Origin of the sequence: Salmonella sp. A29-2 (assembly GCF_020150755.1) — a bacterium.
Lineage (GTDB): Bacteria > Pseudomonadota > Gammaproteobacteria > Enterobacterales > Enterobacteriaceae > Salmonella > Salmonella enterica.
Genome location: NZ_CP083731.1, coordinates 660,075 through 678,634 on the forward strand (window position 1 = coordinate 660,075; position 18,560 = coordinate 678,634).

Genomic DNA, 18,560 nt, shown 5'->3' on the forward strand with positions numbered 1-18,560 from the left:
ATCAGTTGATAAATAAGAAATGGTTAACCTTTTAGCGTATTTCTTTCATTATTAGTGCCAATTTATGTCACTTTTGGTTCATCTTTCTGTGAACAATAAATATTACTTACTAATAATGTTCCGAAATAAAAAGCGATCAATATCATAAAGTTAGTAACATTATTGCCGATAAATCTTCCTGTATGAGGATATGCAATCCCAGGGAGAAAATATGTTTTTGCATAACATTAAAATACGTTCAAAATTATTTATGGCCTTTGGCTTATTCATTGTTCTCATGGTGGTGAGTTCCGCTCTGTCTTTGTTTAGCCTTGATCGGGCTAATACGGGTATGCAGGACATTATTACCAATGATTATCCCACCACGGTAAAAGCCAATCTGTTAATCGATAATTTTAATGATTTCATCATCGCGCAGCAGCTCATGTTACTGGATGAAGAGGGGCGCTGGAGCCAAAGCTCGCAGAAAGAACTCAGTGAGATAAGCCAGCGTATTTCGGCGTTACTGGATGAGCTTTCCAGGGAAAATAGTCACGATGCGGATTCACAGAAAATCATTAATGAGATCCGTGAAGCGCGCCAGCAATACCTGGAGTCCAGATTCCGTATTTTGAAAGATATTCAAAGCAATAATCGTCAGGCGGCCATTCAGGAGATGATGACCAGAACGGTGCAGGTGCAAAAAGTCTATAAGGACAAAGTCCAGGAACTTATCGCTGTTCAGGACGCTCAGATGCATGAAGCGAGCGTGCAGGTCAAAGAGGATTTTAAAAATAATCGGACGCTGTTAATCACTTTGGCGCTGATAAGCATCGCCGCCGGAGGCGTAATGGGATGGTATATTGTGCGTTCTATTACCCGGCCGCTTAATGACGCAGTACGCTTTGCCGAGGCGATTGCCGATGGCGATCTGACTCGTCATATCACCACCGACTATAAAGATGAAACAGGCGTACTACTGCAAGCGTTAATGGCGATGAAAACGCGTCTGCTGGATATCGTACAGGAAGTGCAAAACGGTTCGGAGAGTATCTCCACGGCGGCGGCGCAAATTGTCGCCGGTAACCAGGATTTGGCGGCGCGTACGGAAGAGCAGGCCAGCTCGGTTGAAGAAACGGCGGCGTCAATGGAACAGATTACCGCCACGGTTAAAAACACAGCCGATCATACCAGTGAAGCGACCAAACTCTCTGCCGGCGCCGCCAGCGTGGTGAAAAACAATGGGGAGATGATGAATCAAGTGACGCAGAAAATGCGCGTCATTAACGATACGGCAAATCGTATGTCAGATATCATCAATATCATTGATTCTATTGCCTTTCAGACCAATATTCTGGCGCTGAACGCGGCGGTTGAAGCGGCGCGCGCGGGCGAACATGGACGTGGTTTTGCCGTTGTCGCCGGAGAGGTTCGCCAGTTGGCGCAGAAGAGCGCCTCGTCGGCCAGTGAAATCCGTAATTTGATTGAAGATTCAACCAGTCAGACTCAGGAAGGGATGCACCTGGTGGAGAAAGCCAGCGCCCTGATTAATGGCATGGTGGATAACGTCGAAGAGATGGATGTGATATTACGTGAGATTGGGCAGGCCAGCCGCGAGCAAACTGACGGTATTTCGCAGATTAACAGCGCGATTGGCCTGATTGACGCCGCCACGCAACAAAACTCCTGCCTTGTGGAAGAGTCTGTTGCCGCCGCAGCGTCGCTGAACGAACAGGCGTTACATTTAAAAGAGCTGGTTAACGTGTTCCGCGTCCGCGAAGAGGACACGCAGCCCGCTTAATCCAGTTCGGCGATTTCCAGCGCCGCGCGATCAATCACGCCGATAATGCGTTTGATTTGCGCGTCGTTGATATCGCTGTGGTTTATCCGCAGATCCAGCACGGCCTTGAAGTTATCCAGCGCCCGCTTCATCTGCGGATTTTTACGTAACTCCATGCCCACACAACGGGCTTTTAGCCGCGCCTGAATATGCGTCAGGTGTTCGCGATTTTCATCAAGCCATTGCGCGCCGTTCGCGGTAATCGCGATTTTTTTCCGCCCGCCTTCTTCGTCGCTAATCGTGATAAATTGCTGATCCTGTAAAAAATCCAGCGTAGGGTAGATCACACCAGCGCTTGGCGTATAGCCGCCCCCCGTCAGGTTTTCTATCGCTTTAATCAGTTCATAGCCGTGGCTGGCGTCCCGGGTCAGGATATCAAGAATGACCAGCCGAAGTTCCCCGTGGCCAAAAAATCGCTGACGTCGACCACCGCCCTGTCCATGACGACCACAGCCGTGTCCGTGACGGTGTTCGCCGCCGCAACTGGCGTTCTCATGCTGATGCGCGCTATGGCAGCCTTCATGCTGATGTTCTCGATCTTTACAGCAGCCGTCGTGCTTATGATCCTGGTTTTTGCAACACCCTTCATGTTGATTTTGCATCATTGCCTCCTGCTTATTTAGATATATCTAATTTATATCTAAATGATGGGTTTTAGCAAGGGTAAAAGCCATTTTTGATATAATCTATTAATTTATAACATTTTATCCTAAGGTTATAGTTAGCGACGCGTTGCCAGAACACTATCAAAAAACAGTTGCATTTTTACTGATTAACAATCATTATCATTTAAAACTTTAATTTAGATATATCGTATTACTTCACGAAGGCAAAAAATGACGACATCATCCGCACGCTATCCACAGCGTGTTCGTAATGAACTGCGTTTTCGCGAGCTGACCGTTCTGCGGGTAGAACGTATTAGCGCAGGATTTCAGCGGATCGTACTTGGCGGCGAGGCGCTGGACGGTTTCACCTCCCTGGGCTTTGACGATCACACGAAAGTTTTTTTCCCTGAGCCAGGCTGTCGCTTTACGCCTCCGACAGTCACTGAGGAAGGCATTATCTGGGGGGAGGGCGTTCGTCCGGTCTCCAGGGATTACACGCCGCTGTATGACGAGGCGCGTCGCGAGCTGGCGCTGGATTTCTTTATCCACGATGGCGGCGTAGCCAGCCGTTGGGCAATGGAAGCCCGTGAAGGCGATACACTGACGATCGGCGGGCCGCGCGGTTCGCTGGTGGTGCCGGAAGATGATGCTTGTCAGGTTTATGTCTGCGATGAGTCCGGTATGCCTGCGCTACGTCGTCGTCTGGAATCGCTTAGCCGTCTGCCTGCGCGCCCTGCGGTAACCGCGCTGGTGAGCATTCAGGATGCGGCATACTGCGATTATCTCGCCCATTTGACGGACATTACTGTGGAATATGTTGTTGGCGGCGATGAACAGGCAATGCAAACGCGCCTGTCGCAGCTGACAATACCAGAATCAGACTATTTCATCTGGATTACTGGCGAAGGCAAAACGGTAAAACGTTTAAGTCAGTGCTTTGAAAAGGGGTTTGATCCACACCTGGTACGTGCGGCAGCCTATTGGCATCGTAAATAGCGGTATGGGGTGAGCCCTGTCAGAAACAAAAAAGCCACTCTATCGAGTGGCTTAATTATATGATTTTAAAGCTAAAATTTGGTGGCCCCTGCTGGACTTGAACCAGCGACCAAGCGATTATGAGTCGCCTGCTCTAACCACTGAGCTAAGGGGCCGTGGCGGTGGATTATAATGTAACTTTACGCTGTAATCCAGCCGTAACCGTGCGGGTGCTGTTTTTATAAACAATGTGTTTTCAACCCGTTATACTTAAAGAACGTTGTATTGCTCAGGAGTAATAATGGTTAAGGACATACTGGCGCCAGGGCTACGGGTGGTTTTTTGCGGCATCAATCCGGGACTCTCCTCGGCGAATACCGGCTTTCCGTTTGCACATCCCGCGAATCGTTTTTGGAAAGTTATTCATTTGGCCGGTTTCACCGATCGACAGTTGAAACCGGAGGAGGCGGAAAAATTACTGGATTTTCGCTGCGGGGTAACGAAACTCGTCGACCGACCGACGGTACAAGCGACTGAGGTGAAGTTGCATGAATTACGTAGCGGCGGACGCAACCTGATTGAAAAGATAGAGGACTACCAGCCCGCGGCGCTGGCGGTGCTTGGTAAACAGGCTTTTGAACAGGGATTCAGCCAGCGCGGTATCGCCTGGGGTAAACAAAAGATCGCCATTGGCGCGACGATGGTGTGGGTGTTGCCGAATCCCAGCGGCTTAAACCGAATTAAAACGGAAAAACTGGTCGAGGCCTATCGCGAACTGGATCAAGCGCTCATTATGCGTGGGCTATAGCAATGGGGAATGAGGGCGCGAATACTCGCGCTGTGTAGAAATTCTGCAGGCCAAATAGGGCGCTCGCGTATGACCGGATAAAAAAACGCCGCCTTGCGGCGGCGTTTATACGTATGCGGCGAATTAATCGTCGAGGAAGCTGCGCAGCACTTCAGAACGGCTCGGGTGGCGCAGTTTACGCAGCGCCTTCGCTTCGATCTGACGGATACGTTCGCGGGTAACATCGAACTGTTTACCCACTTCTTCCAGCGTGTGGTCGGTGTTCATATCGATACCGAAACGCATACGCAGCACTTTCGCTTCACGAGCGGTCAGGCCAGCCAAAACGTCGTGAGTGGCGGCACGCAGGCTCTCGGTAGTGGCAGAGTCCAGCGGCAGCTCGAGGGTGGTATCCTCGATGAAATCACCCAGATGCGAATCTTCATCGTCGCCGATCGGCGTTTCCATGGAGATTGGCTCTTTGGCAATCTTCAGCACCTTACGAATTTTATCTTCCGGCATCAGCATCCGTTCAGCCAGCTCTTCCGGCGTTGGCTCGCGGCCCATCTCTTGCAGCATCTGGCGAGAAATACGGTTGAGCTTGTTGATGGTCTCAATCATATGCACCGGAATACGGATGGTGCGCGCCTGATCCGCGATAGAGCGGGTGATCGCCTGACGAATCCACCAGGTAGCGTAGGTGGAGAACTTGTAGCCGCGACGGTATTCGAACTTATCTACCGCTTTCATCAGACCGATGTTGCCTTCCTGAATCAGGTCAAGGAACTGCAAGCCACGGTTGGTGTATTTCTTGGCGATAGAAATAACCAGACGCAAGTTCGCTTCAACCATCTCTTTCTTCGCACGGCGGGCTTTCGCTTCCCCGATGGACATGCGACGGTTGATGTCTTTCACCTGTTCGATGGTCAGACCGGTCTCTTCTTCAATCTGCCGCAGTTTTTGCAGACAGCGTTGCACTTCTTCCGCGACATCGTGCAGTTTTTCCGACCACGGTTTGTTCATCGCGATAGCGGCGTTGAACCAGGTTTCGCTGGTTTCGTTACCGGTAAACAGCGTGATAAAGTTCTTCTTCGGCATTTTGCACTGCTCGACGCAGAGCTTCATGATCAGACGTTCCTGAGTACGCACGCGATCCATCATCACGCGCATACTGTTGACCAGATAGTCGAATTGCTTCGGTACCAGACGGAACTGTTTGAACACTTCAGACAGCTTCAGAATCTCTTCCTGCGCGGCAGCATGGCTGCGGCCTTTCGCTTTGATGGTGTCGCGCGTAACGACGTATTGCGCGCGCAACTCAGCGAATTTTTCGCGTGCCAGTTCAGGGTCAATGCTGTTGTCGTCATCGGCGGCGTCATCGTCGCCGTCTTCTTCATCTTCGTCTTCGTCATCATCCAGGTCTTCCTGGGAGAGTTCAGAACCGACGTGAGTTGCGGTCGGCGCCATCTCTTCTTCCGCGTTCGGATCGACAAAGCCGGTGATAAGATCGGACAAACGAGCCTCTTCAGCCTCAACGCGATCGTACTGTTCCAGCAGATAGGTAATGGCTTCCGGGTATTCGGCAACGGAGCATTGAACCTGGTTGATCCCGTCTTCGATACGTTTAGCGATGTCGATTTCGCCTTCCCGGGTCAACAGTTCAACAGTGCCCATTTCACGCATATACATGCGTACCGGGTCAGTCGTACGACCGATTTCAGACTCAACACTGGACAGAACTTGTGCAGCAGCTTCTTCCGCATCTTCATCGGTGCTGGTGGTATTTTCAGCCAGCAGCAGATCATCGGCATCAGGCGCTTCTTCCATTACCTGAATACCCATGTCGTTGATCATTTGGATGATATCTTCAATTTGATCTGAATCGACGATATCTTCCGGCAGATGGTCATTGACCTCAGCATAGGTCAGATAGCCTTGCTCCTTACCACGGGTGACAAGAAGTTTCAGCTGTGACTGCGGGTTTTGCTCCATAAGACGGTATCCACACTTATTCGTTTGATTGGTGTCGACGGTATAGCTGTCGACATTTAAAGCGAGGGCATACTTATATTTTGGCCGCTGCCTCTCACTGCGGCTGTCGGGGGCTTCCCGATCGATATGCGGCATTTAAGCCGTTAAATTCATTTTTTTTCCAGGGCCTGTCTGATTTCCCAGTACTCCCTGCGTTCTTCACTGCTTAAACGGTGTGTGCGATCGCGAGCTATCAGCTCTTCCAGTCGCTGTTCAAGCATTGCATCAAAAATTCGGTTTAGCGTGTCGGTGAACATTTTTTCAACATTCTCATCCCTTATATCGTTCCAGGCTGAGAGTTTTTCAAGTGTTGAGTATTCACTTGTCCCGCGATAATTCTCTAACAGCTGCCCGGTGTTCAGACCCGGCTGCGCGACACAAAGACTCACCAGCTCGGAGAATAGCCTAAGTCCCGGTAATTTGCTCTGCGCCAGCCCTTGTAAAGGCGGCACCAGCGGCGCTAGACTTGGGTTCTGCACCAGCAGTCCTATAAGTATACGCATAGGCGTCTGTTTTATCTGCGGAGCCGGGCGGGAAACGCCGCTTTCCGCCTGTTTTGGCACTAAACGATCAAGCTGACTATCATCGAAAATGCCTAACTTCAGCCCCAACGTCTGGCGCAGCTGAATACGGTGCGCGTCGCCAGGCACCTGATTAATGAGCGGCAGCGCCAGCGCGGCTAACTGCGTGCTGCCATCCGGCGAGCTTAAATCCACCTGCGGCAGGAGGCTATTAAACAGAAACGTAGAGAGCGGCTGCGACTGCTCCATCCGCGCTTCAAAAGCCGCCTTGCCTTCTTTACGCACCAGCGTATCCGGGTCTTCGCCGTCAGGTAAAAACATAAAGCGTACCTGCCGACCGTCGGTCATATAAGGCATTGCTGTTTCCAGCGCTCTCCAGGCGGCATCACGGCCAGCCCGGTCGCCGTCGTAACAGCAAATTACGTTGTTCGTCGCCCGGAATAACATATGCATATGGTCTGCCGTGGTTGAGGTACCCAGCGAAGCGACCGCATAGTTAATGTCGTATTGCGCTAGTGCGACGACATCCATATAACCTTCGACCACAAGCAAGCGTTGCGGTTCAGCACTATATTGCTGAGCCTCATAAAGACCATATAGCTGGCGGCCTTTATGGAAAATGTCCGTTTCCGGAGAGTTAAGGTATTTCGGCGTGTCGTTCCCCAGAACTCGACCGCCAAAACCAATCACCCTGCCGCGTTTGTCCCGAATAGGGAACATGACCCGATTACGGAAACGATCGTAAGTGCTGCCCTGCTCGTTATTGACCAGCATTCCGGCATCCAGCAACAATGCCTTGTTATCGCTGTTATTACCGAAGCGCTTTAACGCGTTATCCCACCCTGGCGGCGCGAAGCCAATGGCGAAACGCTGAATAATTTCAGCGCTCAGACCGCGCTTTTGCAGATAGTCACGCGCAGGTTTTGCCGCAGGGTGGGTAAGCGACTGCTGATAAAAGTCATTCAGACCATTCATCAACTGATAGAGGTTTTGCCGTTGATGGCGCTCTATCTGGCTAAGCCCGGTGCCTGCTTCATAGGGAATTTCCAGGTTATGCATGGCCGCTAATTCTTCGACGGTTTCGACAAATTCGAGCTTGTCGTAATTCATCAAAAAGTCGATCGCATTGCCATGCGCGCCGCATCCAAAGCAGTGATAAAACTGTTTTTCACCGTTTACGGTGAAAGAAGGGGTTTTCTCATTATGGAATGGACAACACGCGTGATAGTTCTTGCCCTGTTTCTTGAGTTTTACGCGCACGTCGATCAGATCGACGATATCGGTTCTCGCCAGCAGGTCATTAATGAATACGCGTGGGATTCGTCCAGCCATATGCCCCTTTTATACACGTCATTCTTCAGGCTGCCGTAGTGTTGGCTACGTTCGCTCACCCCTATCGCTGACTTGCGTAAGCGCCGGGGACTTGCTCTCTTGCCGCCTGGACGCAGCATGAATGATTTTGTGTATATGCTAATGCATAAACGAAAACAAGCCGCGCATTCCTTTCGGAAGCACGGCCTTACAACTACAACTCGATCTGAATTGAGAGCAGCCCGCTCTCAAAAGATTAGTACAGACGAGTACGGCGTGCGTTTTCGCGAGCCAGTTTCTTCGCGTGACGTTTCACTGCAGAAGCTTTAGCGCGCTTACGTTCGGTCGTCGGTTTTTCATAGAACTCACGACGACGAACTTCCGCCAGAACACCTGCTTTTTCGCAGGAACGCTTGAAGCGACGCAGAGCTACGTCGAACGGCTCGTTTTCACGTACTTTAATTACCGGCATGTGCCTCTCACCTTTGATTAATTCGGTTTGCCGCTGGCATCAACGCCAGCTTATTTCAAAATGGTGCGGAATTTTACTGCAATTGCTGCTGCTTTGTAAAGCACCGCGGCCTTTTTTGAACGGGACTTTTATAAGGTGAGGGAGTATACACGAAGTCGGGACTGAGGGTATACATCCACCCGCATTCGACCTACACTGCGCGGTATTAGAGCGAGGTAAAACAAGTCATGCGTGTACTGGGTATTGAAACATCCTGCGATGAAACCGGCATCGCTATTTACGACGACAAAAAGGGTCTGTTAGCCAACCAATTGTATAGTCAGGTGAAATTACATGCTGACTACGGCGGCGTAGTGCCTGAACTGGCTTCCCGCGATCATGTGCGTAAAACCGTGCCGCTGATTCAGGCGGCATTAAAAGAAGCCGGTCTGACGGCGAGCGATATCGACGCGGTGGCCTATACCGCAGGCCCGGGCCTGGTCGGCGCGCTGCTGGTCGGCGCAACCGTCGGGCGTTCGCTGGCATTTGCCTGGAATGTGCCGGCCATTCCTGTACACCATATGGAAGGTCATCTGCTGGCGCCGATGCTGGAAGATAATCCCCCGGATTTCCCGTTTGTGGCGCTGCTGGTCTCCGGCGGACATACGCAGCTCATTAGCGTGACCGGAATCGGTCAGTACGAACTGCTGGGAGAGTCGATTGACGATGCTGCCGGTGAAGCGTTTGATAAAACTGCCAAATTGTTGGGGCTGGATTATCCTGGCGGCCCGATGCTGTCGAAAATGGCGTCGCAGGGGACGGCGGGACGTTTTGTCTTTCCGCGCCCGATGACCGATCGCCCGGGACTGGATTTTAGTTTTTCCGGTCTGAAAACCTTTGCCGCTAACACCATTCGTAGTAATGGCGACGACGAACAAACTCGCGCTGATATCGCGCGCGCTTTTGAAGATGCGGTCGTGGATACGCTGATGATCAAGTGCAAGCGCGCGCTGGAAAGCACCGGTTTTAAGCGTCTGGTCATGGCGGGCGGCGTCAGCGCTAACCGCACGCTGCGTGCGAAGCTTGCCGAAATGATGCAAAAACGCCGCGGCGAAGTGTTCTATGCGCGTCCGGAGTTTTGTACTGACAACGGGGCGATGATCGCCTATGCCGGAATGGTGCGGTTTAAGGCGGGCGTTACGGCGGATCTTGGCGTAACGGTACGTCCGCGCTGGCCGCTGGCCGAGCTGCCGGCGGCGTAAAAGCGGAGAAAGGGGGCGACATCATGCCGCCCCAACGGGTTTATAGCAAAACGACGGGCATCCACAACAGCCTGGAGACGATCAGCAGCACCAGGAAGATCAGGCCGAAAATCGCGCCTAACCACGCCAATGGTGGAAGGGTGACGCGCGGCGGATTCGATATGTACGCCTATCACCGAGCTATTTATCCGGCGATGCGCAGGCACGAAATAGCGTAAAAAAACTACTCCGAATCTTTCTGGCGTTTCTTTTTCAGCTTCGTCCAGATTTTCGTCTCCTGGCGACGCCACAGACGCTGGATGTTGTCATGATGGCGCAGCAAAATGAGACATGACAGCATCGACACCGGGAAGGTGAACTGCGGTTTAAACCACCAGACGTAAAACGGCGCAATCAAGGCGCTGACAATCGCCCCTAACGATGAATAACCGCTTAACAGGACCGTCAGCAGCCAGGTGCCTGCCATGACGCCGGTTAAATCCCAGCCGATGGGCGCAATGGCGCCAAACGCGGTTGCTACGCCTTTCCCACCTTTAAAGCCAAAAAAGACCGGCCAGATATGCCCCAGACAGGCGGCGATAGCGATAAGCCCCAGCCAGAAAGGGGTAACGCCTAACGCATACGCGCCCCAGACGGGCAACATGCCTTTAAGGATGTCAAAAATAAGTACCGCGACAGCCGCTCCCTTGCCACCGATTCGTAATACGTTCGTCGCGCCCGGGTTGCCGGAGCCGCTTTCACGCGGATCGGGCAGCCCGGCGATGCGGCAAACCAGAATGGCACTGGAAATTGAGCCGCAGAGGTACGCGAAGAGGATCATTCCAGGCGCGATTGCACTCATAAGCTGTTCCGTATTGAAAGTGTCGTTTTATTTACTATTTCTGTGGATAATACGCACATTTCGCCGGAAGTGGTATCCGGGTTAGCCAAAAAGCAGGCAGGTCGTGATGGATATTGTATTTATAGAGCAACTTTCGGTAATCACCACTATCGGTGTTTACGACTGGGAACAGACTATCGAGCAAAAACTGGTGTTCGATATCGAAATGGCATGGGATAACCGCAAGTCGGCGAAAAGCGATGATGTCGCAGATTGTCTAAGTTACGCGGATATCGCCGACACGGTGATAAATCATGTTGAAGGCGGGCGTTTTGCTCTGGTCGAGCGTGTGGCGGAAGAGGTGGCGGATCTACTGCTTAGCCGATTCAATTCTCCGTGGGTTCGCATCAAACTGAGCAAGCCTGGCGCCGTCGCGCGCGCGGCGAACGTAGGGGTAATTATTGAGCGTGGCAATAATCTGAAATAAAAATAAATAATTTTATATTTTTTAAACCAAACGGTTATATATGGGGTCTTAACGCGAGATCCATTTTTGCAGTGTTTTTCATTTTAGGGGTTTATTGATGAGCGATATGCACTCGCTGCTGATAGCGGCAATTTTGGGTGTGGTCGAAGGATTGACGGAGTTTTTGCCGGTATCCAGCACGGGCCATATGATTATTGTGGGTCATCTGCTGGGGTTTGAAGGCGATACGGCCAAGACATTCGAAGTGGTGATTCAACTTGGATCTATTCTGGCGGTCGTGGTGATGTTCTGGCGGCGGTTGTTTGGCCTCATCGGTATTCACTTTGGCCGCCCGCTACAGCGTGAAGGTGAAAGTAAAGGTCGATTAACGTTGATTCACATCCTGCTGGGCATGATTCCGGCGGTGGTGCTGGGGTTAGTCTTTCATGACACGATCAAGTCGCTATTTAACCCAATTAACGTGATGTACGCGCTGGTGGTAGGCGGTCTGTTGCTGATTGCCGCCGAGTGCCTGAAGCCGAAAGAACCGCGCGCGCCAGGGCTGGATGATATGACGTATCGTCAGGCGTTTATGATTGGCTGTTTCCAGTGTCTGGCGCTGTGGCCGGGCTTCTCGCGTTCCGGAGCGACTATTTCCGGTGGGATGCTGATGGGCGTCAGCCGTTACGCCGCCTCTGAGTTCTCGTTCTTACTGGCTGTGCCGATGATGATGGGCGCAACGGTTCTGGATCTCTACAAAAGTTGGTCATTCCTGACCGCAGCGGATATTCCAATGTTCGCGGTGGGCTTTGTGACGGCGTTTGTGGTGGCGCTGATCGCCATCAAGACCTTCCTGCAACTGATTAAGCGTATCTCGTTTATTCCGTTTGCGATTTACCGCTTTGTGGTGGCGGCTGCCGTTTACGTTGTCTTCTTCTGATGATTGACCGTGCCGGATGGCGGCGTACCGCCTTGTCCGGCCTAACTGTTTTGTCGGTCTGATAAGTGCAGCGCCATCAGGCAATTTATCGTGCCGGATGGCGTTTAGCTGGCGGGGTTCGGGCAGCGCTTCTCTTTCCAGTTGGCGACCGCTGCAATTCGTCGCTTCGTCAGCTCCTCGCGAATCTCAATGCCCTTAAATCCGGCCTCCACCACCTCTTTCGTCGGTACCGCTTGGGCCACCTGCCAGGCTTCGCGCAGCCAGCGCCCCTGCGGGTAATCCGACGCTTCAAATCCGGTACGTCCACGGACATCGGCTTCGCTGGTCAGCGCAATCTGCTCGACGCGCTGCGGTTTACGCCATGCATCAATGGCGTCAAACAGCTTAACGATCGTTTTCGGCTGGAGTATCGGAAAGGTGTGGATCAGATCATGGTACTCGGCGACCAGTTTAGCTAAATCACGTAGGTCATTGGGGACGCGCAAACGCTGGCATAGCTGTTCGACCAGTTTCACGCCCGCCGGGCCGTGGCCATGATGGCGCGGCCAGAGGTTTTTCGGCGTTAAGCCTTTGCCCAGATCATGACAAAGCGTGGCGAAACGAACATCAAGCTGCGGACTGAGCATGGCGGCCATCGACAGCGTCATCAACGTATGAACTCCGGTATCAATTTCCGGATGCCACTTTGCCGGCGCGGGTACGCCAAACAGCGCGTCGATTTCCGGAAACAGGACGCGCAGGGCGCCGCAGTCGCGCAATACCTGGAAGTAAACCTGCGGATTGCGGGTGGTAAGCGCATTTTCCGTCTCTTTCCATACCCGTTCCGGCGTCAGATGTTCCAGCTCGCCTGCCGCGGTCATTTCGCGCATTAGCGCCAGTGTTTCATCGGCGATACGGAAACTCAGATGAGCGTAACGGGCGGCAAAACGCGCCACGCGCAATACGCGCAAGGGATCTTCGCCAAACGCGGGAGAGACATGGCGCAGTAGACGCGCCTCCAGATCCCGGCGCCCGTGGTAAGGGTCGATAATCTGGCCGTCATCGTCGCGCGCCAGAGCATTAATGGTCAGATCGCGACGCTGGAGGTCGGCTTCCAGGGTAACGTCCGGCGCGGCATAGCAGGTGAAACCCGTGTAGCCGGAACCGGATTTACGCTCGGTACGCGCCAGCGCGTATTCTTCGTGAGTTTGCGGATGGAGAAACACAGGAAAATCACGGCCTACCTGCTGGTAGCCCGCATCAAGCATCTCCTGCGGCGTGGCGCCGACAACGACCCAATCTTTATCTTTAACCGGTAGCCCTAACAACGCATCCCGAACCGCACCACCGACCAGATAAATCTTCACGCCACTTTCCTTTTAAAAACGATCATCCTCTAATGATAAGACAGTGCCGCAGAGAAGGCGATTTAGTTCATCCAGCGGTCTTTGCGTTTACGGCTTGGGATCATATGCGGCAGCACCAGCCCTAACAGCAAGCCAATACCCAATACGCCGCCGCCATACATAAACCACTGCATAATAATGGTGCGCTGTTTGTCATCCAGTTGCAGATTCGCGGCACTAACTTTTTTCTGCGCGACAATCAGCTCGTTTTTCAGCTTCTGGTTCTCTTCTTTTAGCCCGTTGATGACGCTGTCGCTTTGCGCCACTTTCTGCTGCATATCGGCGGTGCGCTGATTCCACGTGGTATCAATATTGTTGAGTTTATCGGTTAACGTTTTGACCTGATTTTCCAGATCCGGCACGCGGGTACGCAGGCTTGGTGTGGTATTCAGTTCTTTTAACGGTATCCAGGCAGTACGACCAGAACTGTCTTTAATTTGACCATAGTTGGCATCGCTCTGTAAGAGCGTGACTTCCTCGCCGGCGTTGACGGTACCCACAAGGCGATAATTATCTCCCGGACCGCTGCGGACCCAGGTATTCAGTTCATCAGAAACGTAACGCGTCTCTTCAGCATGAGAGACGGCGGTGGCGCTAAGCGCAAGTAAAGTTAGTCCAATCAGGCGTAATTTTGGCATCAGGCTGTCGTTATTGTCAGAGAAAGTGGAACGATAGTAACGGCATCAGTGTCGCTACGCAAAGTAGTCGACATCAATCGGAATCATCTGTGTCGCCTTTGCCGCTACGTCAAACTTTTACGCCCGTCAAATTGCTCGTTGCATGGCAATTTGGCGCAAAATACTATCTACTGACAAAAATAATGCGGGTAAGTTCGCCAAGAATCTTCCCAGATGTGACATAACCCATAAGTACAAGGCCATGGCTCAGGAAATCGAATTAAAGTTTATCGTCAATCACGACGCCGTAGATGCGCTGCGAAATCATCTTCATACGCTCGGCGGCGAGCATCATGCGCCCAGCCAGTTGCTGAATATCTACTTCGAAACGCCTGATAACTGGCTACGCCGCCATGATATGGGGCTGCGTATTCGTGGTGAAAATGGGCGCTATGAAATGACCATGAAAATTGCCGGCCGGGTAACGGGCGGGCTGCACCAGCGACCCGAATACAATGTCGCGCTAAGCGAACCCGTGCTGGATCTGACGCAACTTCCGGCGGAGGTCTGGCCTGATGGCAACCTGCCCGCTGGCCTGGCATCAAACGTACAGCCGCTGTTCAGTACCGATTTTTACCGGGAAAAATGGTGTCTGGACGTTGACGGCAGCAGGATTGAAATTGCGCTCGATCTCGGCGACGTAAAAGCGGGCGAGTTTGCCGAACCGATTTGTGAGCTGGAGCTTGAGTTGCTTCGCGGCGATACGCGCGCCGTGTTAAAACTGGCGAAGCAACTGCTGTCGCAAACCGGTTTGCGTCAGGGCAGTCTGAGTAAGGCGGCGCGAGGTTATCACCTGGCGCAGGGGAATGCGCCGCGAGAGAATACACCAACGGCAATTCTGCGGACTGCCGCGAAAGCCACGGTAGAGCAAGGGCTGGAGGCCTCGCTGGATCTGGCGTTGTCACAGTGGCAGTACCATGAAGAGCTCTGGCTGCGCGGCGACGAGTCGGCGAAAGAACACGTGCTGGATGCTATGGGATTAGTGCGCCATGCCTTAATGCTTTTTGGTGGCATTGTTCCGCGTAAAGCGAGCGCTCACTTACGTGATCTACTTACCCAGGCGGAAGCGACGATGACATCCGCGGTGTCCGCCGTCACAGCCGTTTATAGTACGCAAACGGCGATGGCGAAACTGGCATTGACGGAATGGCTGGTGACGAAAGCCTGGCAGCCATTTCTGGACGCGAAGGCGCAGGCCAAAATGGCCGATTCTTTTAAGCGTTTCGCCGACATTCATCTTTCTCGTCATGCTGCTGAATTAAAAAAAGTTTTTGGACAACCGCTGGGTGATAAGTATCGCGACCAGTTGCCGCGTTTGACTCGCGATATTGACAGCGTTTTACTGCTGGCCGGGTATTATGATGCGATGGTCGCGCAGGCATGGCTGGAGAACTGGCAGGGATTGCGTCACGCCATTATTACCGGGCAACGTATTGAAATTGAACATTTCCGTAATGAGGCCATTAACCAGCAGCCATTCTGGTTGCACAGCGGAAAACGATAATCAGAACCGTAGAAAGCGCCTGATGACGCTGCGCTTATCAGGCTTACGGTATGCGGACTTGTAGGCCGGATCAGGCGAAACGCCGCCATCCGGCATTATTTAAAGGATATCCCCTAAATGACGCCGCTCTCTTCACCCTTATCGCAGTACTGGCAGACCGTTGTTGAGCGCCTACCAGAAGGATTTACTGAGACATCGCTTAGCGTGCAGGCGAAGTCAGTACTTACATTTAGCGATTTTGCGCTGGATAGCGTGATAGCGCATCCGGAGTGGCTTGCCGAACTGGAATCCGCATCGCCGCAGGCTGATGAATGGCGACATTATGCTGGCTGGTTACAGGAGGCGTTGGCAGGAGTCTGTGACGACGCCTCGCTGATGCGTGAACTGAGGTTTTTTCGTCGTCGCATCATGGTACGCATCGCCTGGGCGCAGACGCTGTCGCTGGTGGACGATGAGACTATTTTACAACAGTTGAGCCATCTGGCGGAGACGCTCATTGTGGGGGCGCGCGACTGGCTGTATGCCGCCTGTTGCCGCGAATGGGGAACCCCCTGTAACCCGCAGGGCGTTCCGCAGCCGCTGCTGATTTTAGGCATGGGCAAGCTGGGCGGCGGCGAACTGAATTTTTCGTCTGATATCGATCTGATTTTCGCCTGGCCGGAACATGGCGAGACCCGGGGCGGGCGTCGTGAACTCGATAACGCCCAGTTTTTTACGCGTCTCGGGCAGCGGCTGATCAAAGCGCTGGATCAGCCCACAATGGATGGTTTTGTCTATCGGGTGGACATGCGCCTGCGGCCGTTTGGCGACAGCGGCCCGCTGGTACTGAGTTTTGCCGCGCTGGAGGATTACTATCAGGAGCAAGGACGCGACTGGGAACGCTACGCTATGGTGAAAGCACGGCTAATGGGCGATAACGACGACGCCTGGTCTCGTGAATTACGCGCCATGCTGCGACCTTTCGTTTTCCGCCGCTATATCGATTTCAGCGTCATCCAGTCGCTACGCAATATGAAAGGGATGATCGCCCGCGAAGTGCGACGCCGCGGTTTGAAAGACAACATTAAACTTGGCGCGGGCGGTATTCGTGAAATTGAGTTTATCGTGCAGGTATTCCAGCTCATCCGCGGCGGACGCGAGCCGTCGCTACAGTCGCGTTCGTTACTGCCGACGTTGGATGCTATCGCTGCGCTGCATTTGCTGCCTGAGAATGACGTGGCGCAACTGCGCGTGGCCTATCTTTTTCTACGTCGTCTGGAGAATCTGCTGCAAAGCATCAATGACGAACAGACGCAAACGCTGCCTGCCGACGATCTGAATCGGGCGCGGCTGGCCTGGGGAATGAAGGCGGAGAACTGGCCGCAGCTTGTTGGCGAACTGACGGATCATATGGCTAATGTACGCCGCGTATTCAACGAATTAATTGGCGATGATGAAGCCGATACCCCGCAGGAAGAAGAGCGTTCAGAGCCGTGGCGTGAAGTATGGCAGGATGCGCTACAGGAGGATGATTCGACGCCAGTGTTGGCGCATTTAGCCGATGAGGATCGGCGACAGGTTCTGACCCTCATCGCTGACTTCCGTAAGGAACTGGATAAACGCCCTATCGGCCCGCGCGGGCGGCAAGTGCTGGACCAACTGATGCCGCACCTGCTTGCTGATGTCTGCTCTCGCGAAGACGCCGCTGTTACGCTATCGCGGATAACGCCGTTGCTGGCGGGGATTGTCACTCGCACCACCTATCTGGAGCTGCTGAGCGAATTTCCTGGCGCGCTGAAACACCTGATTATGCTCTGCGCCGCTTCGCCAATGATAGCGAGCCAACTGGCGCGTTATCCGTTGTTGCTTGATGAACTGCTCGACCCCGGCACGCTTTATCAGCCGACGGCTACCGACGCTTACCGCGACGAATTACGTCAATATTTACTGCGCGTGCCGGAAGAAGACGAAGAACAACAACTGGAGGCATTACGCCAGTTTAAACAGGCACAGCTTTTGCGGATTGCGGCGGCGGATATTGCCGGTACGCTGCCGGTGATGAAAGTGAGCGATCACCTCACATGGCTGGCGGAGGCGATGATTGATGCTGTGGTGCAGCAGGCGTGGACGCAAATGGTTGCGCGTTATGGTCAGCCAGCGCATCTGGACGAGCGCCAGGGGCGGGGGTTTGCGGTTGTCGGTTATGGCAAGTTGGGCGGATGGGAGCTGGGCTACAGTTCCGATCTGGATCTCATCTTCCTGCATGACTGTCCGATGGACGTCATGACCAACGGCGAACGCGAAATCGACGGGCGGCAGTTTTATCTGCGCCTGGCGCAGCGCATTATGCATCTGTTCAGTACGCGCACCTCCTCCGGCATTTTGTATGAGGTGGATGCGCGTCTACGCCCCTCTGGCGCGGCGGGAATGCTGGTGACTTCAGCGGACGCGTTTGCCGATTATCAGCAGCATGAAGCCTGGACCTGGGAACATCAGGCGTTGGTACGCGCTCGCGTGGTATATGGCGACCCGCAGCTTACCTCACAGTTTGATACGGTACGCCGCACTATCATGACGACGGCGCGCGACGGCAAGACATTGCAGACTGAAGTGCGTGAAATGCGCGAGAAAATGCGGGCGCATCTCGGCAATAAGCATCGTGATCGTTTTGATATTAAAGCTGATGAAGGCGGTATTACGGATATTGAGTTTATCGCGCAATATCTGGTACTGCGCTACGCTCATGAAAAACCTAAATTAACGCGATGGTCTGATAACGTGCGCATCCTGGAGCTTCTGGCGCAAAACGGCATTATGGATGAACACGAGGCGCAGGCGCTGACGGTAGCCTACACCACACTGCGTGATGAACTGCACCACCTGGCGTTGCAGGAGCTTCCCGGTCATGTGGCGCAGACGTGTTTTAGCAAAGAGCGCGCGCTGGTGCAGGCAAGCTGGCGGAAGTGGCTGGTAGCCGTTTGAATTATGCTATTATCGCGCGCAAATTTTGAATCTCTCAGGAGA

At 53.0% G+C, this 18,560-nt stretch carries 15 protein-coding genes, 1 tRNA gene and 1 pseudogene; 8 read left to right on the forward strand and 9 right to left on the reverse strand.

Going from position 1 to position 18,560, the window contains the following annotated elements:
* The first annotated feature begins 211 nt into the window (after positions 1–211).
* On the forward strand, positions 212–1,780 hold the full coding sequence (locus K8W53_RS03215; RefSeq protein ID WP_023195103.1) for a methyl-accepting chemotaxis protein: 1,569 nt from the start codon (positions 212–214) through the stop codon (positions 1,778–1,780).
* Here K8W53_RS03215 and K8W53_RS03220 read toward each other — a convergent pair.
* A complete protein-coding gene (locus K8W53_RS03220; protein ID WP_086011941.1) occupies positions 1,777–2,424 on the reverse strand; it encodes a PadR family transcriptional regulator in 648 nt (215 codons plus the stop codon). The two genes, K8W53_RS03215 and K8W53_RS03220, sit on opposite strands and share 4 nt — an antisense overlap.
* A gap of 231 nt (positions 2,425–2,655) precedes the next feature.
* Between K8W53_RS03220 and K8W53_RS03225 the strand changes: the two genes are divergently transcribed.
* Positions 2,656–3,423 carry a siderophore-interacting protein gene (locus K8W53_RS03225; protein ID WP_023223848.1) on the forward strand — a complete coding sequence of 256 codons (768 nt, stop codon included), beginning with the start codon at positions 2,656–2,658 and terminating at the stop codon, positions 3,421–3,423.
* A gap of 79 nt (positions 3,424–3,502) precedes the next feature.
* Here K8W53_RS03225 and K8W53_RS03230 read toward each other — a convergent pair.
* Positions 3,503–3,578: transfer RNA gene (locus K8W53_RS03230), tRNA-Ile, on the reverse strand.
* Positions 3,579–3,703: 125 nt separating this feature from the next.
* Here K8W53_RS03230 and mug point away from each other — a divergent pair.
* On the forward strand, positions 3,704–4,210 hold the full coding sequence (mug, locus tag K8W53_RS03235; protein ID WP_000237776.1) for a G/U mismatch-specific DNA glycosylase: 507 nt from the start codon (positions 3,704–3,706) through the stop codon (positions 4,208–4,210).
* A gap of 123 nt (positions 4,211–4,333) precedes the next feature.
* Here mug and rpoD read toward each other — a convergent pair whose 3' ends face one another.
* The 3 genes from rpoD to rpsU form a co-directional block, all read right to left on the reverse strand.
* A complete protein-coding gene (rpoD, locus tag K8W53_RS03240) occupies positions 4,334–6,316 on the reverse strand; it encodes an RNA polymerase sigma factor RpoD (protein WP_001120159.1) in 1,983 nt (660 codons plus the stop codon).
* A 14-nt stretch (positions 6,317–6,330) separates the two neighbouring features.
* Positions 6,331–8,073, reverse strand: a complete 1,743-nt coding sequence (dnaG, locus tag K8W53_RS03245; RefSeq protein ID WP_023223849.1) for a DNA primase — start codon at positions 8,071–8,073, stop codon at positions 6,331–6,333.
* A gap of 235 nt (positions 8,074–8,308) precedes the next feature.
* A complete protein-coding gene (gene rpsU / locus K8W53_RS03250; RefSeq protein WP_001144069.1) occupies positions 8,309–8,524 on the reverse strand; it encodes a 30S ribosomal protein S21 in 216 nt (71 codons plus the stop codon).
* A 227-nt stretch (positions 8,525–8,751) separates the two neighbouring features.
* On the opposite strand from rpsU, the gene tsaD reads away from it, so the two are divergent.
* Positions 8,752–9,765, forward strand: coding sequence for a tRNA (adenosine(37)-N6)-threonylcarbamoyltransferase complex transferase subunit TsaD (gene tsaD / locus K8W53_RS03255; RefSeq protein WP_001264389.1), 1,014 nt, complete (start codon positions 8,752–8,754; stop codon positions 9,763–9,765).
* 122 nt (positions 9,766–9,887) lie between these two features.
* Here tsaD and K8W53_RS03265 read toward each other — a convergent pair.
* Positions 9,888–9,950: pseudogene (locus K8W53_RS03265) on the reverse strand (hypothetical protein); the annotation flags it as partial.
* A gap of 38 nt (positions 9,951–9,988) precedes the next feature.
* A complete protein-coding gene (gene plsY / locus K8W53_RS03270; RefSeq protein ID WP_001272785.1) occupies positions 9,989–10,606 on the reverse strand; it encodes a glycerol-3-phosphate 1-O-acyltransferase PlsY in 618 nt (205 codons plus the stop codon).
* A gap of 106 nt (positions 10,607–10,712) precedes the next feature.
* Here plsY and folB point away from each other — a divergent pair, with 106 nt between their 5' ends.
* Positions 10,713–11,072: a bifunctional dihydroneopterin aldolase/7,8-dihydroneopterin epimerase gene (gene folB / locus K8W53_RS03275; protein WP_000355776.1), complete on the forward strand. Its 360-nt coding sequence runs from the start codon at positions 10,713–10,715 to the stop codon at positions 11,070–11,072.
* A 97-nt stretch (positions 11,073–11,169) separates the two neighbouring features.
* A complete protein-coding gene (gene bacA, locus K8W53_RS03280) occupies positions 11,170–11,991 on the forward strand; it encodes an undecaprenyl-diphosphate phosphatase (protein WP_001281933.1) in 822 nt (273 codons plus the stop codon).
* A gap of 104 nt (positions 11,992–12,095) precedes the next feature.
* Here bacA and K8W53_RS03285 read toward each other — a convergent pair whose 3' ends face one another.
* Both K8W53_RS03285 and K8W53_RS03290 read right to left on the reverse strand, forming a co-directional pair.
* On the reverse strand, positions 12,096–13,337 hold the full coding sequence (locus K8W53_RS03285; protein ID WP_000708447.1) for a multifunctional CCA addition/repair protein: 1,242 nt from the start codon (positions 13,335–13,337) through the stop codon (positions 12,096–12,098).
* 62 nt (positions 13,338–13,399) lie between these two features.
* Positions 13,400–14,014 carry a TIGR04211 family SH3 domain-containing protein gene (locus K8W53_RS03290; RefSeq protein WP_001125344.1) on the reverse strand — a complete coding sequence of 205 codons (615 nt, stop codon included), beginning with the start codon at positions 14,012–14,014 and terminating at the stop codon, positions 13,400–13,402.
* Between the two features lie 241 nt (positions 14,015–14,255).
* Between K8W53_RS03290 and K8W53_RS03295 the strand changes: the two genes are divergently transcribed.
* Both K8W53_RS03295 and glnE read left to right on the forward strand, forming a co-directional pair.
* Positions 14,256–15,557, forward strand: coding sequence for an inorganic triphosphatase (locus K8W53_RS03295; RefSeq protein ID WP_052939281.1), 1,302 nt, complete (start codon positions 14,256–14,258; stop codon positions 15,555–15,557).
* Between the two features lie 117 nt (positions 15,558–15,674).
* The gene (gene glnE / locus K8W53_RS03300; protein ID WP_000188307.1) at positions 15,675–18,518 is read left to right on the forward strand and encodes a bifunctional [glutamate--ammonia ligase]-adenylyl-L-tyrosine phosphorylase/[glutamate--ammonia-ligase] adenylyltransferase; all 2,844 of its coding nucleotides are present in this window, start codon (positions 15,675–15,677) and stop codon (positions 18,516–18,518) included.
* The last annotated feature ends 42 nt before the right edge of the window (positions 18,519–18,560 follow it).